Consider the following 15,171-nt stretch of genomic DNA (forward strand, 5'->3'; position numbering starts at 1 on the left):
GACAATAAGGCAGTTCTTACATGAAAGACGGTTTCGGATTACAGCGGTTTTTCAGTTGAAAGTAGGAATGAGTATCCAGCCATGTAAAAAGTAAGAAGATGTTGGAGCTTTAGTGCACTTTTTCGCAGGGCAATACAGGGCGGTGAGAAGGGAAGGGTTGCCCCCCGTTCATGGGGGGCAGCCGATCACGGAGCGCTTGCCTCAGGGCGCTTTCTGATCGATGCCGGCCTGCAGCAGCTGGCTGTCGCTATGGCCGCCGACGCGCAGCGGCCCTAGGTTGAACGCCTGATCCTTCTGGGTGGCCTCGTCCTGCTTGCGGGTCAGCTCATCCTTGGCACCGAGGGCCAGGTTGACCGGCGACTTCGACAGATTGAGCCCGACGTCGGCGCGGTAATCCGTACCGGCCAACGCAGTGGTGCTGAGGGTCGAGCCGCCGAGGTCGACCTTGCCCTCGCTGGCGCCGATCCGCGCGCCGCTCAGGCGGGTCTCGCCCGACACCTGCAGGTTGACGCCGCGGGTACCGCTGATGCCTGAAGCCTCTGCCACGCTGTCCTTGCTCTGACGGCTGACATTCAGGTTCAGGGTCGGCGTGTAGGAGGTGTTACCGCTCTTGTCGCCGAACAGCACGCTTTCCGCGGTGTTGGTCAGCTTGCTGCCAGCGCCGGTTTTCTCGCTGACGGCGTAGCTGTCGCTGGTTTTCGGCCAGACCCGTTCCTTGAGGCTGGAGAAGCGATCGCCCAAGGCTTCGGTCTTGTCGGCGAGGTAGCCCTTGGCCTTGTCCACGCCGCGACCGAAGGCGCCCTTGGGTTCCGGGTTGACGTCGTAGCTGCCGCTGCGGGTGAGTTTCTCACCCAGGCGCTCCTTGGCGATTTCGGCCTTGTTCACCAGGTTGTCCTTGGCCGCCACCAGGCGCTCGGTACCCTTGTCGACGACGTTTTCCAGCTTCTCGCGGTGCTTGTCGAAACCGCCTTCGGCCTTGGCCTGCAGCTTGTCCTTGAGCGGGCCGGTCTGCTTGGTCAGCTTGTCGACCACGCCAGGCTGGTTCTTCTCCGCGTCCAGGCGGGCGTCGAGGTTGACGGTGGTGCTGCTGAGCTGGTCCTTGCGGCTCTCTACCTTGAGATCGCCACCGATCCGTCCGTCCACCCGGTTGGCGTCGATGCGTGCACCCGCCAGATGGGTATCGCCGCTGCTGTTGAGCGTCACCTGGTCGGCCTTGATCAGGCTGTTGTGCTGGGTGTTGCTGTGCACCTGCGCGACATCGATCTTGGCCCGGGCGTGGATACCGCGATCGGTTTTCGGCGAGTCGTGTTCGCCGGCGTCGGCCCGGGTGGTCTTGCCGCCGTTGCCGCCGGCGCCCAGGGTCAGGCCCCAGTTGTTATGAGCCTGGGTGGACTGCGCCGACTCCTGGTAGATCCCGCCCTTGTCGGCGCTGAGGATGACGTTTTTGCCCTCGACCTGGGTGCCCTGCAAGTGCAGCGCGGTGTTGCTGTCGGAGGCGCTGGCGAGTGTTACCTGGCCATTGCTGTGCAGTTGCCCGCCGGTCTGCTTCTGGTCCTGCTCCGAGACCCGGCCGATGTTGAAGTTGGCGCTCAGGTTGGCGCTCTTGCCGCTGCTCTGCTCGCTGCTGGTCTTGCTGGCGCCGCCAGTCAGGCCGCCACCGAGGTTGCTGCCCTGGCTGCTGTGGGTGTCCACCGCGGCCTGCAGGTCGAGCTTGCCGCCGGCGCTCAGGCTGATGTCGCCGGTCTTCTCGGTTTTGCTGCCGATGGTGGTGCCCTGGAGGATCAGGTCGCCGCCGCTGGACAGTTCGACCGGGCCCTTGCCCTGGATGGTCGCGACGTGCGCCTGGCTGTCCTGTTGATCCAGGCGCTTGTGGTCCAGCTGCAGGCCGGCGCCGAGGTTGAGGTTATTGCCGTTGGCGCCCGGGGCGCTGCCGACGGTGAGCGAGGCGTCGCCGCGCAGGCTGGAGTCGCTGCTGTTCTGGCGGTCATTGGCCTGGTTCAGCGCCAGTTCGCCGCCAGCGTGCAGCTTGACGCCAGCGTCGCGGCCATCGAACTCGCTGCCCTCGTACTGGCCGTCGCCGCTCAGCGCGATGTCCACACCTTGTTTGCCGACATAGCTGCCGACCACCGCCTTGCTGCTGTCGCTGCGCTTGTCGCTGCTGCCGCCGGCGCCGCTGCCACGCACATTGAGGTCCTCGCCCGTGGTGGTGTAGACCCGTACGCCAGCCTTGGCGTCCAGCGCCTGCTCGCTGCTGCTGTGGGTATTGCTGGCGGCCTTGGCCACCTGGCTGCCGGCGTCGATCTTCAGCGCGCCTTGGGTGGCCTCGTAGCGGCTGCCTTCATCCTGCAACTGGCCGGCCACCTTGACCTCGACCTGGCCACCCTTGAACTGGCTGACCACGGCGGTGCTGCCTTGCTCGGTGCGCTGTTTGTTCTGGTGGCCGACTTCCACGTCCAGGCCGACATTGCCCGGCTCCAGGGCGTCGAGCAGGCCCGGTTGGTGGAACTTGCGCTGGGCCATGCCTTCGATGGCTTTTTCCACCGGACGGGTCAGGCCCTTGTATTCGACGTTGGCGCCGACATCGGCGCTCCAGGTGTTTTCCTTGTGGCTGCTGGACTCGGTGTCGTGCGCCGCGCGGTTGTCGACCTGCTCGGCATTCACCAGCAGCTTGTCGCCGGCCTTGACCTGGGCACCCTCGGTCACCAGGGTGTTGCCGGCCTTGATGGTCAGGTTGCCGGTGGCATTGATGCCGGTGGTTTTCGCGGTGCTGGTATCGCTGGTGTCCTGGGTACTGCTGTGGGCGAATTCCGCGCCGCTGCCGGCCCGGTCCAGGCCGCCGGTGTAGTAGAAACCGCCGCCGGTGGTGCGGGTGTCGGTGCTTTCGCTCTTGCGATCATGATCGGCCAGCAACTCGACCTGCTTGCCGCTGAGGCTGGCATCGCCATTGGTGGCTTTCAGGTCGCTGCCCTTGATGCTCAGGTCGCCCTTGGCTGCGACTTCCAGGCTGCCGCCGCTGAGGCTCGAACCCTGTTGCTTGGTGTCGTTGGTCTTGACCGTTTTCTGCTGGTCTTCGTAACGCACGCCGGCGCGGTATTGCCGGGTGCCTGGGGCATTTTCCTTGGCATAGGCGTCGAAGCCACGGGTGTGGGTGGTGGTTTCGCTCTGCTTGGTGTCCTGCGCCGAGTCGATCTTGATGTCGCCGCCAGCCTTGGCTTCGAGCTTGCCGGTCGCGGTCACTTGCGCGCCGCTGAGGGCGATGTCCTTGGCGCTTTTGAGCTCGAGGTTGCTGTCCGAGCGCAGGTCGCTGGTGACCGTGGTGCTGTCCTTGCGGTTCTGCCGGCTTTCGTCCTTGGTGATGCCGAAGAACTTGCTGTCGTTGCTGTAGCTGTTGTCGTGGGAGCGGTCCTGCACGCCGTCGATGGTCAGCGAGCCTTTTTCGCTGATCACGCTGGCCTGCTTGCCGCCACGGGCCTGGCTGCCGCTGATGCGGACTTCGTCGGCCTTGACGATCAGGTCGCCCTTGGCGTTGACCTTGCTGCCCTTGTTCAGGGTCTTGCCCTTGTCGCCGTCGCCGTTCTTGCCGAAGAAGCTGCCGCCGACCAGGTCGCCGGAGTAGGACTTGTCGCTGTTGCTCTGGGTGCGGCTGGCGCTGGTGATGTCCACCTGGCGCCCGGTCAGCTGGATATTGTTGCTGGCCAGTTCGGCGCCCTGCAGTTGCAGCTGCTGGCTGCTGGTCAGTTGCAGGTCGTTGCCGGCCTCCAGCTGGCTGGTGATGCTGCGTTGCTCGCTGCTGGACTTGTCCCAGTCGGCTTTCCACAGGTGCTTGCGGTGGTGGCCCTGGTCGCGCTGTTCGTGGGTTTCGGTGGCGGCGGTCAGGCGCAGGTCGGCGCCGCTCTCGACCTTCAGGTTGTTGCCGGCCTTGACCTGGCTGGCCTTGAGTTCGGTGTTGGCGCGGGCTTTGAGCTCGGCATCGCGGCTGGCGGTCAGCTGGTTGCCGTGTTGACGGCTGTCGCTGTCGGTCAGGGTCCGGTCGTAGGTTTCCCAGGTGATGCCGATGGTGCTGTTGCTCCACTGCTCGCGTTTTTCCTGGAGCTTGCGGCTTTCGATGGCGCTCAGGGTCAGGTTGCGCCCGGCATCGAGCTTGACGTCGCGGGCGCTGACATCGGTGGCGGCGAGGGTCAGGTCCTGGCCGCTGCGCAACTGCACGTCGCCCTGGCTGCTGTGCACGCCGGCACGGATGGCGTCGAGGCTGTCGGGCTTGGCCTGGCCGCTGATATGCAGGTCGCCGGCGGAGGCGATATCCACACCGTCGCGACCTTTGACCTGCACCGCGCCAACACGCACACCGGCGCCTTCGGCGGTGCTGACAATGTTGATGCGCCCGGCCTGCATGGCGCCAAACAGGCTGGCGTCGATGCGCTGCTCCTTGGTGTTACCGGCCGGGTCGGTGCTGAGCACCTTGCCACTGGCCGCGTCCACGCGATTGCGCCCGACGGTGAGGTTGAGCTGGTTGCCGGCAGTGAGGGTACCCTGGCTGTCGATGCGCGGGGCGATCAGGTTGATGCTGCCCTTGTCGTTGCTCAGGCCATCGACCGTCAATTGGCCCTTGGCATCACGGGTGCTCAGGGCTTGCAGCTTGCCGTCGTTGAGCTCGGGGCGACCGACCAGCAGGCTGGCGTTCGGCGTATTGATGAAGCTGCCGCCGTTGACCGAGATGCCGTTGGGGTTGGCCAGCACATAGTCGGCGGCGCGGCCGAAGATCTCCTGGGGACCGTTGAGCGCCGAGGCGTTGCGGCTGATCACCTCGTTGAGAATCACGCTGGCGTCCTGGCCGTGGAACTGCGGGTTGGCGGCCAGTTGCCCGGCCAGTTGCGATGCCCCGGATTGCAGGGCGTTGTTCAGCACCACGCCCTGGCGATCGACGTTGTAATCGAGGAACTGGTTATGGGAGAGCCCGGCGCCGTTGGGCGCGACGATGTTGACGATAGGCACGCCGTTCTGGTTTTGCAGCTGCGGGATGCCGCCCGGGCCTTCGACCACGGTGATGCCGCCGGCCAGCGCCTGCGGCAGGTGGGAGACCAGAAGCAGGCTGGCGATGGCCAGGCGCAGTTTGCCCCTGGGGGACAGGTGAAACACAGATGTGTTGTCGGGCATAAGAAGCTCTCTATGTGTGGGCCGAGTGGCAATGCGCGTTGTTCGTTGCAACGCCGCTGTGGTGTTCAGGCTCGGCTGTTTTCTTCAGGCTGGGGCACGGTTCGCGGGACCTCAGATCTGCACACTCAGGCGGGTCAGCCAGGTGGGCGATTCATGGTGAAAGCGTTGGGGTGTTTCCAGGCTGTGTTGGTAGTCGACATCGACTTGCAGGTTCTTCCAGCTCAGGTTCAGGCCGATGCTGGCGCCGCTCAGGCGCTCGCTGCTGGCTCCCTCTTGCGCCTTGATCCGGCCGTGGTCGAAGGCCAGGCGCGGGGTCAGCTTGACGGGCAGATCGTTCTGCAACGGCAGGCGCAGGGTGTTGCGCCAGATCCCACCGATGGCGCCCGAGGCGCTGTTCTCGCGATAGCCGCGCACCGCGGAGTCATCGGTGCCCAGCAGTTGTTCGATGGCCGGCAGCGGGTCGGGGCTGTACTGCAGCGACAGCTGGCTCTGCCACTGCCAGGGCTGGCTGCCGATGCGGCCATTGCGCCATTGGCTGAGGCTGGCGCGGTACTTGTGGAACTGCGCCTGTGGCAGGTTTTTCTGCACCTGTTGCGAGTCGCGGTCGGCGCCGAACCAGGTCAGGCCCTGGGCGTAGTTGAAGTCCAGGTTCCACACCGCGCTGTTGAGCCAGAACAGGTTGAGCCCGGCTTCGGCCACGGTCAGGGTCGGGCTCTGGATGTCCAGGCGGGCTTTCTGCAGGTAGCTGTCGACGTCCTTGTGGGCCAGTTGCAGGTTGGCGCTCAACTGGTGGCCCTGGTCGCGCCACAGCACGCGGTCGGCGCGCAGGCTGAGCAGGTCGGTGCGCCCGCTGTTGTAGAAGGTCACGCTGCTGAGCTTGAACGGCGCCCGGTACTCGGCATGGCTGGCGAACAGGCTGTAGGTCCAGTAGCCATAGGGGATCGAGTAGAAGAGGCTGGTGCTGCGGCTGTAGCGCGGGCCGTGGTTGAGGGTGTCGCTGAAGTTCAGGTTGAGCGCGTCGTTGAGTTGCAGCGGGCTGTCGAGGCTCAGGTTGATGGAGTTGCGGTCACGCCCGGTGCTGGCGCTGCCGAGGTTATCCACACCCAGCCCCAGGGCCCAGCGCGAGGCGCCGCTGCTGCGCGAGCGCAGAATGATCCGCGAGGCGCCGGGCTGGCTGCCGGGGGCGATATCGGCGGTCAGGTCCAGGGAGCGCAGGCGATTGAGCTGGTCCAGGCCCTGTTCCAGGTCGCGCAGGTTCAGCGGTTCGCCGAGCATACCGGGAAAGGCCCCGGCCAGGGAAACCGGCAGGCTCTGGTCGGCCAGTTCGACGGCCTCGACATAACCTTCGTCGACCACTATATCCAGCGAATGGCCGGCGGCGGGGGCGCTGCTCAGGTAAGGGCGGCTGGCGATGTAGCCGGCCTCGACATAGATCCGGGTGATCTGCGCCAGCAGGCGGTTGATCCCGTTCACCCCCATGCAGGGTGCGATATAGGGTTCGAGCTGGCGGTTCAGCCGGTCTTTCTTGAACAGCGTGACGCCGGCGATCCGCGTGCCGCTCAGGGCCCAGCAGTGTTCATCCTCGCCGCCCTGGGCGGTTTCGGCGGGGGTTACCGCCGGGGTTCCGAAGCTGCCGCGCTGCAACTGGCGCTGGCGCTGTTCCAGTTGCAGTTGTTGCAGGTCGCGCTGTTGCTGTTGCTGCAGGCGCAGGGCTTCCTGGCCCGGTTGCGGCATATCGGCGGCGGCCACCGGCAGGGACCCGGCCAGCAGCGAGAGCAGCAACCAGCGGCGCAGGCCGGTGTGACAGCTTGGGTGACTTGAGGACGTATAGGGCACTCGACATCCTTAATAGAGAAAAACGGACGAGGAAGTGCGGGAACAACTTATCGACACGGATTCATTCCGTGTACTCACTTCCATTTTGACGCTTGAGTCCTGGGCGCGCTCTTTGTTACAGCGAAGGGTGAAATTATTTTGAAAATATCTACTGAACTAACAGGTTGGCTGGAGTTTGAATGAGAGTACTTAGTTTGCTTGCTATTTGTTTTGCTGCCGATCATCCGGCCTAGGGTCATGCAAGGGGAACGAGCTGTCGAAGAGCGAAATTAATCTTCGTTAACTCATTAGGGGTCGAGACTAGCGGAAAGGATAAAGTCGATTTGTACGGAATTTGTAATCGCATGGAACCTCGCAGGGCCCTTGTATTGCAAGGGTTTCGGCCTGAAGGAGGGGCAGATGTATCGAAAGGTAAAGGTAGGATGTTTGGTTGTATCGTTAACGGCCTGTTTAATTCAGGCTAGTTGGATTGATTGTTTGGCTACATATGTCGGTCGATATCGCTAGTTATAGAGCAAGTGCTCTAGATGCCGAAGGCTGTCTGGAATAGTGTCTAGCGGATGATATCTGGCGAACTGGGTGGAAGTGAGCGGCACTGTCGAGCCGTGTGAAACGGGCAGGTGATCAAAGTTGAAGTAAGGACCGCATCAGGATATTGCCTGATAAGGGACTAGGGGAATCCCTTAGTTGCCGGCTCATGAAAAACCGCCCGAACGGCCACCTCGGTAACCCGAGGCGGCCGTTCGACGGCGGGTCATTGCGGGCTGGAACGCCCGGTCATTTCCCGGGCCATCTCGCTGGCGTAGCTGTCGGTCATGCCGGCGATGAAGTCGATCATGCGCAGGAAGGAGGCGTGCAGCGAGCCGTTCGGATCCGGCGCGTTATTGCCCAGCAGGTCGAGAATCCGCCGGTTCTTGAACGACGGGGTACGTCCGCCATGTTGTTCCAGCGCGGCGCCGCAGAACGAGTTGAGGAGGATTTCCAGGGTGGTGTAGGCGCCGATCTCGTGCAGGGTCTTGCGCTTGTCCTGGAAGATCTTCTTGCGTGCGATGTCCTTGGCGTTGAGCACGCAACGCTTGGCCGGGCCGTGCATGTGCTCCACCAGGTCGCCCTGCAGGGTGCCGCTGAGCAGGGCATCCTGCTGTTCGACGAAGGCCCGGGCGGCGGCATTGGTCAGGTGCTCGATGGCCTTGCCGCGCAGGATCGCCAGCTTGCGCCGGCGCGAGTCCCGCGGGCCGAGCTGGCGATAGGTTTCCGGCAGGTCGTCGCCCACCAGCCCGAGCAGCAGCGACTCGACTTCGGCATAGTCGAGCAGCTCCATTTCCAGCCCGTCCTCGAGGTCGATCAGGGCATAGCAGATGTCATCGGCGGCTTCCATCAGGTACACCAGCGGATGGCGGGCCCAGCGTTGTTCCTCGAGTTGCGGCAGGCCAAGCTTGTTGGCGATCTGTTCGAGCAACGGCAGTTCGCTCTGGTAGCAGCCGAACTTGTGCTTCTTGTAGCCCAGGGAGTCGGCATGGCGCGCGGTCCAGGGGTACTTCAGGTAGGTGCCGAGGGTGGCGTAGGTCAGCCGCGTGCCGCCGTCGAACTGGTGGTATTCCAGCTGGGTCAGCACCCGGAAACCCTGGGCATTGCCTTCGAAGTTGAGGAAGTCATTGCGCTCGTTTTCGCTCATGGCGTCCAGCCAGCCGCGCCCGGCGGCCTGTTGGAACCAGTGCCGGATGGCATCTTCGCCGGAGTGGCCGAACGGCGGGTTGCCGATGTCGTGGGCCAGGCAGGCCGATTGCACCACCATCCCCAGGTCGCTGGGTTCGCACCAGTCGGGCAGGGCGTCGCGAATGGTCTCGCCGACCCGCATGCCCAGGGAACGACCGACACAGCTGACTTCCAGGGAGTGGGTCAGGCGCGTGTGGATATGGTCGTTGCTGGACACCGGGTGCACCTGGGTCTTGCGGCCCAGGCGGCGGAAGGCACCGGAGAAAATGATGCGGTCGTGGTCCTTGTGGAAGGGGCTGCGGCCCAGCTCTTCAGAGCTGTGCAACGGTTTTCCAAGGCGTTCGCGGGTAAGCAGGGTATGCCAATCCAAGGCGGGGTCTCTCCGTCGAATGACTGATGAGCTAGCTTCCCGGTTCGCGCCAAAGCCTGCAAGTGGAACTAAAGCCCCGCGGCATCGATATCGATCAGCAGCAGGCGCTGGCCATTGTCGAAGAACTGCCCGGCGGTGAGGCAGTACTGGTTGCTGGTGGCATCGCGGTAGGTGTTGGACAGGGTCAGCCGCCGCTCGTCCCAGCCTTCGGCCAGCAGGTGATAGAAGTACGGACGCCATGACCAGTTGTGGCCGACGTAGCTGTGGTCGGCCTGCCAGCGGTTGTGGCGCCATTCCAGGTTCGGTGTCAGCTGGGTGCCGTGGCGATCGCATTGATAGAAGCGCAGCAGCCAGGGAAAGGCATCCAGCTGGGGCAGCCGCTCGATCGGGGCCCGAGCCTGGGCCCATTCCTGCAGCAGGGTCATCAGCTCCGCGAGTTGCTGGCGCATCTGCATCAGGCGTCCGCGCTCGGCCAGTTTCTGCTGTACATAACGTTGGCGCAGCCGGGCAAAAGGCGCGACGAAAGCATCGCTGGCGAAGAACGCCAGCTCGGCCCGGGCAAACAGGAACCCCTGGACATACCGCGAGCCGCACTCCAGGGCGAAGTTGAGTTCGGTTTCGCTCTCGACCCCCTCGGCGATGATCCAGCAGCCGGTTTTCTCGGCCATCTGCGCCAGGGCCTTGACCACATCGCTGCTGGGTCCGCCGCGGGCCGCGGCCTGGAACAGGCGCATGTCGAGCTTGAGAATGTCCGGTTGCAGGGCCAGCACCCGGTCGAGCTGGGAGTAGCCGGCGCCGAAGTCGTCGATGGCGATCCGCGCGCCGGCTTCGCGGTAGCGCGCCACCACTTCGCTCAGGCGTTGGCTGTTGCCGCCCAGCTCGGTGATTTCGAAGACCACACGCCGCGGATCGACACCCTGTTGCTGCAATTGCCTGAGGCTCGGCAAGGGCTGGCCGGCGCGCAGGCGGCTGATCCAGCGGGGCGAGATATTGATGCTCAGGAACCAATCCGGGGGCGCTTCATGCAGACGGCTCAGGGCGTCGGCGCGAATCAGCCGGTCGAGCCGCCGCAGGGCGGTCGAGGAGGTCCGGGGATCGTTGAACAATGGGCCGACCGACAACAGCTGACCGTTCGGTTGACGCAGGCGGCCCAGGGCTTCGACACCGGCAATGCGGCCAGTGGCGGTGTCGATGAAGGGTTGAAAGCAGGCAAGCGGTTGCCCGTCGATCACGGGGCCTCCTTGGTTGATCTTGTTGATTTTGGCGCTGCGCCGATGCAACAGGCAGGCGCAACCCGACCTCTTGCGAGAGAGGTCGGGGGCGCAGCTATTGCGGGAGTGATTGCAAGAATGCAGCCAGATAGCGCCGGCTCAATGCTTGCTCGAAGAACCTTGCATGATCAGTTTGATCAGCGGCAACAGGCCGGCGCTGAGCCGCACCAGCCGGGCGAAGCTTCTGACGCTGCCGCTCTTGGCGCCTTTGCCGGTGAGAAAACCCAACAGGGTCACGGCGGCCACGCCCCACAACGGCGCGTGCTTGATGCCGAAGCCCTGTTGCCAGCTTTGGCCAAGGCCACGGACCCGCTGCAAGGGTTGCAGCAACTGCTGGGATTCGTGGCGGATTTCCTGGCGATGCATTTCCATGCGCAGGCGGATCAGCGCCTTGCGCATCTCGCGCCGGGAATTGGTTTGCGGGATGTCGGGCAGGCTCATGGCAGCAGGCGCTCCCTGTCGTTGGCCAGCTCTTCAAGGGTGGCATGGAAGGGCGAGGACTCGTCGAAAATCGCCGCCTTCAGGCGCATGGCGCAGAACAGCGCAGCCAGCGTATAGAAGACGCACAGCCCGATGATGGCGGGCAGGCGATAGGTGTCCCAGAACAGGATCAGCACCAGCGCCGACAGGCCTATCAACAGCAGCAGGGCGAACACCAGGGCCAGCCCGGCGAACAGCAGCAGGCTGACGGTCCTGGCCTTCTGTTCCTGCAACTCGATGCCGAACAGTTCGACGTGGCTGTGCAACAAGCCCAGGAAAGCCGCGCCCAGGCGCCGCGTTGAGGAGCCTTGACCCGCTGTGGAGCCGGATTCATCGATAGCCATATCAGCGCCGGGTCGCCAGCAGGCCGATCAGAAAGCCCACACCCGCCGCGATGCCCACTGCTTGCCAGGGGTTGCTCTGCACATAGTCTTCGGTGGCGGTGACCGCTGCCTGGCCGCGTTCGCGCAGCGATTGTTCGGTCAGTTGCAGGGTCTCGCGGGCGCGCAACAGGCTGTCGTGAATCTGCGTGCGCAATTCGTCCGCCTGGTCGCCAGCCAGGGTGGCGGTGTGTTCCAGCAGACGTTCCGTGTCACTGACCAGTGCCTGAAAGTCCGCCATCAGTGTTTCTTGAGCTGTCTTGGTGGTTTTGCTGGCCATGGTTATCTCCGTAGTGGCGTTCTGAAGGGTTCGAGTATGAGCCTTGCGCGAAGGTTCAGTGCAATTGTCTGGTACAGCTTTTGCTTTGTCCTGGTGCGTAAACACGGGTGGTTGCGCCGAAAGCGCGCAGGATGCGGTGCCTGGCAGCTAAAACCTTACCCTAAAAAATCAACACTTATGGAAACACCCCGAGCGATACACCCCTCTCGAAAAAGCGTCGCGCCAAAATGGGTCGTAATCCGTGGGTCGACAGGACCCTGGGTGCCAAGTTGGTGCAAAAAACTTTCGAGCGGCTCGCGGCTTTTTCCTGAATATCAGGTCTGCCCATTCCATGGAAAATCTGCAAAGCGCTGTGGACACTCTGGTCCATGGCTCCAATACCCTGTTTATCCTCATCGGCGCGGTCATGGTCCTGGCCATGCATGCCGGCTTCGCCTTTCTCGAGGTGGGCACGGTGCGCCAGAAAAACCAGGTCAACGCCTTGTCGAAGATCCTCAGCGACTTCGCGGTCTCGACCCTGGCCTATTTCTTTATAGGCTATTGGATCTCCTACGGCGTCAGCTTCCTGCAGCCGGCGGCGGTGATCAGTGCCGATCACGGCTACGGGCTGGTGAAGTTCTTCTTCCTGCTGACGTTCGCCGCGGCCATCCCGGCGATCATTTCTGGCGGCATCGCCGAGCGTGCTCGGTTCGTTCCGCAGCTCTGCGCCACGGCGCTGATCGTGGCCTTTATCTATCCCTTCTTCGAAGGCCTGGTGTGGAACGGCAACTACGGCCTGCAAGCCTGGCTGCAGGAGCACTTCGGCGCGGGTTTCCATGACTTCGCCGGTTCCGTGGTGGTGCATGCCATGGGCGGCTGGCTGGCGCTGGCCGCGGTGCTGTTGCTCGGGCCGCGCAACGGCCGCTACCGCGACGGCAAGCTGGTGGCGTTCGCGCCGTCGAGCATTCCATTCCTGGCCTTGGGCTCGTGGATCCTGATTGTCGGCTGGTTCGGCTTCAACGTGATGAGCGCGCAGACCCTGCAAGCGGTCAGCGGCCTGGTGGCGGTGAATTCGCTGATGGCCATGGTCGGCGGCACGGTGGCGGCGCTGGTCGTCGGGCGCAACGACCCGGGCTTCCTGCACAACGGCCCGCTGGCCGGGCTGGTGGCGATCTGCGCCGGCTCCGACCTGATGCACCCGGTGGGCGCGCTGATTACCGGGGCGATCGCCGGCGCGTTGTTCGTCTGGTGCTTTATCGCCACCCAGACGCGCTGGAAGATCGACGATGTGCTGGGTGTCTGGCCACTGCACGGTTTGTGCGGCGTGTGGGGCGGTATCGCCTGCGGCATCTTCGGCCAGAGCGCCCTGGGCGGCCTGGGCGGTGTCAGCCTGATCAGCCAGTTGATCGGTACCGGCCTGGGTGTGCTGGTGGCGCTGGTCGGCGGCTTCCTGGTGTATGGCGCGATCAAGGTGCTCTGCGGTCTGCGCCTGACCCAGGAGCAGGAGTATTACGGCGCCGACCTGTCGCTGCACAAGATCGGCGCGGTCAGCCAGGACTGAGGCCGTGCGGCCCTGGCCGGAGTCCCTGGCCAGGGCCGTTTGCCGCTGATCATTGGCCGCCGAGCAGGCGCGCTTCCGACGCTTCGATGGCCGCCAGCGGGCCGGACATCAACACCGTATCGCCGGCTTGCAGCAGGGTGCTGGCGGCCAGTTCCAGGTCGTGGCCATCGCGCTGCACGCCTTGCACATCGACGCCCAACTGCTCCAGCGCCAGCTCGCCCAGGGCCAGGTCGCAGGCATGGGCCGCGCTGCCGAGATTGACCGCATGCATCAGCACCCGCGGCTGGCCACGATTGTCCAGCAGGTCGGTCTGCGCGCCATGGTAGAAACCATGCAGCAGGCGATAGCGGTTGTGGCGGACTTCATCGACCTTGGCCTGTACCTGGTGCTCCGGCAGCCCGAGCATCACCAGCGCATGGGATGCCAGCATCAGGCTCGACTCCAGCAGCTCCGGCACCACTTCGCTGGCGCCGGCGGCTTTCAGTTCGGCCAGTTGGCTGTCATCCCGGGTGCGCACCAGGATCGGCACTTCGCTGTTGATCCGGCGTGCGCTGTTCAGCACGGTCAGGGCGATATCGGTCTTGTCCACGGCAATCACCAGCAGCCGCGCGCGTTCGAGGCCGACCGCCGCCAGCAGCTCGGCGCGGCGGGAGTCGCCGTAATGCACGCAGCTTTCGCCGGCCGCGGCTTCCTGGACCCGCACCGGGTCGTCGTCCAGGGCAATGAAACGCTGCTGTTCGCGGCGCAGGAAGCGGCCGATCGACTGGCCGACACGGCCATAGCCACAGATCACCACATGGCCCTGCAATGCAGCGTTGAGGGCGCTGATTTCTTCCAGCTGGGCCTCCTGGTTCGGCTTGCGGTGCAGGCGCGCGGCAATCCCCGGGGCGGCGCGTAGCAGCAAGGGGGTCAGCAGCATCGAGCAGAAGGTCGCGGCCAGCAGCAGGCCACTCAGCTCGGCCGGCATCAACTGGCTTTGCTGCATCTGCGCCATCAGCGCAAAACAGAACTCGCCTCCCTGGGCCAGGGCCAGGCCACTGCGCCAGGCCGTCTCGCCGTCGCTGCCGCGCAGCTTGAGCAACAGCGCCACCACGGCGCCCTTGATCAGTATCAGGGCCAGGGTCAGGCCGAGGATCAACAGGGCATGGCTGGCGAACAATTGCAGGTCGATGAGCATGCCGATACTGACGAAAAACAGCCCCAGCAGAATGTCGCGGAACGGCCGGATATCGGCCTCGATCTGGTGCCGGTAACGGCTTTCCCCCAGCAGCATGCCGGCGAGGAATGCACCGAGGGCGGGGGACAGGCCGAGCAGGTGGGTCAGCCAGGCGGTCAACAGGACGATGACCAGGGCCAGCAGCACGAACAGCTCGGCGGAATGGGAGGCGGCCACCTCATGGAACAGCCGTGGCAGCAGCCAGCGGCTGGCCAGCGCCAGGCCGGTGAACAGCAGGGCGGTCTTGCCCAGGGTCAGGGGCAGGGCCCAGTACCAGGCCTGTTCGGTATTGCCGGCGAATACCGGCACCAGGGTCAGCAACAGCACCGCCACCACGTCCTGGAACAGCAGCACGCCAATCGCATTCTGCCCGTGGCTGCTGAAGATTTCCCCAAGGCTGCCCAGCTCCTTGCTGACGATGGCGGTGGAGGACAGCGCCAGGCCCGCGCCGAGCAGTAGGGCCGGGATCAGCGGCCCGCCCGCGAGGATCAGCAGGCCGCCGAGGACGGCGCCACTGCACAGCACTTGCAGGCTGCCCAGGCCGAAGACCACCCGGCGCAGGGCCAGCATTTTCGATACGGAAAACTCCAGCCCCAGGGAAAACAGCAGGAACACCACCCCCAGCTCCGCCAGGTCAGGCAGGTTTTCGTTGTCGTTGACCCAGCCGAAGGCGGTCGGCCCCACCAGCAGGCCCACGCACAGGTAGCCCAGCACGGGCGGCAGGCGCAGGTGCCGGAACAGGGCGATCACCACCAGGGATGAAGCAAGGATGATCAACAGATTGGCAAACACAGGCATCTCCGGCGGCGGGGTGGAATACAGAGCGTAGAGGCAAAAAAAGCCGCGAGGGTCGCTCAACCGCAAGTTGGCGACGCTGACCTGCATCAGCTGTTTGGCAGAATGCCCGACGATGAGCGCACGCTGCGGT

At 64.4% G+C, this 15,171-nt stretch carries 9 protein-coding genes; 1 reads left to right on the forward strand and 8 read right to left on the reverse strand.

What is annotated here, in order from left to right; all coding sequences use genetic code 11:
* Positions 1–201: 201 nt before the first annotated feature.
* The 7 genes from ACTJKT_RS06625 to ACTJKT_RS06655 all read right to left on the reverse strand — a co-directional run bounded on the left by ACTJKT_RS06625 (position 202) and on the right by ACTJKT_RS06655 (position 11,487).
* Positions 202–5,154 carry a hemagglutinin repeat-containing protein gene (locus ACTJKT_RS06625; protein ID WP_440786552.1) on the reverse strand — a complete coding sequence of 1,651 codons (4,953 nt, stop codon included), beginning with the start codon at positions 5,152–5,154 and terminating at the stop codon, positions 202–204.
* 111 nt (positions 5,155–5,265) lie between these two features.
* Positions 5,266–6,990 (reverse strand): ShlB/FhaC/HecB family hemolysin secretion/activation protein, encoded by a 1,725-nt coding sequence (locus tag ACTJKT_RS06630; RefSeq protein ID WP_440786553.1) that lies wholly within the window; start codon positions 6,988–6,990, stop codon positions 5,266–5,268.
* A gap of 754 nt (positions 6,991–7,744) precedes the next feature.
* Entirely contained in the window at positions 7,745–9,076 is a 1,332-nt protein-coding gene (locus ACTJKT_RS06635) for a deoxyguanosinetriphosphate triphosphohydrolase (protein WP_440786554.1), read from the reverse strand.
* Positions 9,077–9,144: 68 nt separating this feature from the next.
* A complete protein-coding gene (locus tag ACTJKT_RS06640) occupies positions 9,145–10,308 on the reverse strand; it encodes an EAL domain-containing protein (RefSeq protein ID WP_440786555.1) in 1,164 nt (387 codons plus the stop codon).
* Between the two features lie 138 nt (positions 10,309–10,446).
* Positions 10,447–10,788 carry a hypothetical protein gene (locus tag ACTJKT_RS06645; protein WP_053280286.1) on the reverse strand — a complete coding sequence of 114 codons (342 nt, stop codon included), beginning with the start codon at positions 10,786–10,788 and terminating at the stop codon, positions 10,447–10,449.
* On the reverse strand, positions 10,785–11,171 hold the full coding sequence (locus ACTJKT_RS06650) for a phage holin family protein (RefSeq protein ID WP_063432551.1): 387 nt from the start codon (positions 11,169–11,171) through the stop codon (positions 10,785–10,787). Before ACTJKT_RS06650 ends, ACTJKT_RS06645 begins: the two co-directional genes overlap by 4 nt.
* A gap of 1 nt (position 11,172) precedes the next feature.
* Complete coding sequence (locus tag ACTJKT_RS06655) at positions 11,173–11,487, reverse strand: DUF883 family protein (RefSeq protein ID WP_025805463.1); 315 nt, start codon at positions 11,485–11,487, stop codon at positions 11,173–11,175.
* A 331-nt stretch (positions 11,488–11,818) separates the two neighbouring features.
* Between ACTJKT_RS06655 and ACTJKT_RS06660 the strand changes: the two genes are divergently transcribed.
* Entirely contained in the window at positions 11,819–13,027 is a 1,209-nt protein-coding gene (locus ACTJKT_RS06660; protein ID WP_440786556.1) for an ammonium transporter, read from the forward strand.
* 49 nt (positions 13,028–13,076) lie between these two features.
* Here ACTJKT_RS06660 and ACTJKT_RS06665 read toward each other — a convergent pair whose 3' ends face one another.
* Positions 13,077–15,035 (reverse strand): monovalent cation:proton antiporter-2 (CPA2) family protein, encoded by a 1,959-nt coding sequence (locus tag ACTJKT_RS06665; protein WP_440786557.1) that lies wholly within the window; start codon positions 15,033–15,035, stop codon positions 13,077–13,079.
* Positions 15,036–15,171: the final 136 nt, after the last annotated feature.

The sequence above is a fragment of the Pseudomonas sp. 22526 genome, assembly GCF_052044735.1.
In the GTDB taxonomy this organism is placed as follows: Bacteria; Pseudomonadota; Gammaproteobacteria; order Pseudomonadales; family Pseudomonadaceae; genus Aquipseudomonas; species Aquipseudomonas piscium.

Bases quoted from the DNA above. Each gene is read 5' to 3' on its own strand.
- ACTJKT_RS06625 (WP_440786552.1), bottom strand. From the start codon at position 5,154: ATGCCCGACAACACATCTGTGTTTCACCTGTCCCCCAGGGGCAAACTG.
- ACTJKT_RS06645 (WP_053280286.1), bottom strand. From the start codon at position 10,788: ATGAGCCTGCCCGACATCCCGCAAACCAATTCCCGGCGCGAGATGCGC.
- ACTJKT_RS06650 (WP_063432551.1), bottom strand. From the start codon at position 11,171: ATGGCTATCGATGAATCCGGCTCCACAGCGGGTCAAGGCTCCTCAACG.
- ACTJKT_RS06655 (WP_025805463.1), bottom strand. From the start codon at position 11,487: ATGGCCAGCAAAACCACCAAGACAGCTCAAGAAACACTGATGGCGGAC.
- ACTJKT_RS06660 (WP_440786556.1), top strand. From the start codon at position 11,819: ATGGAAAATCTGCAAAGCGCTGTGGACACTCTGGTCCATGGCTCCAAT.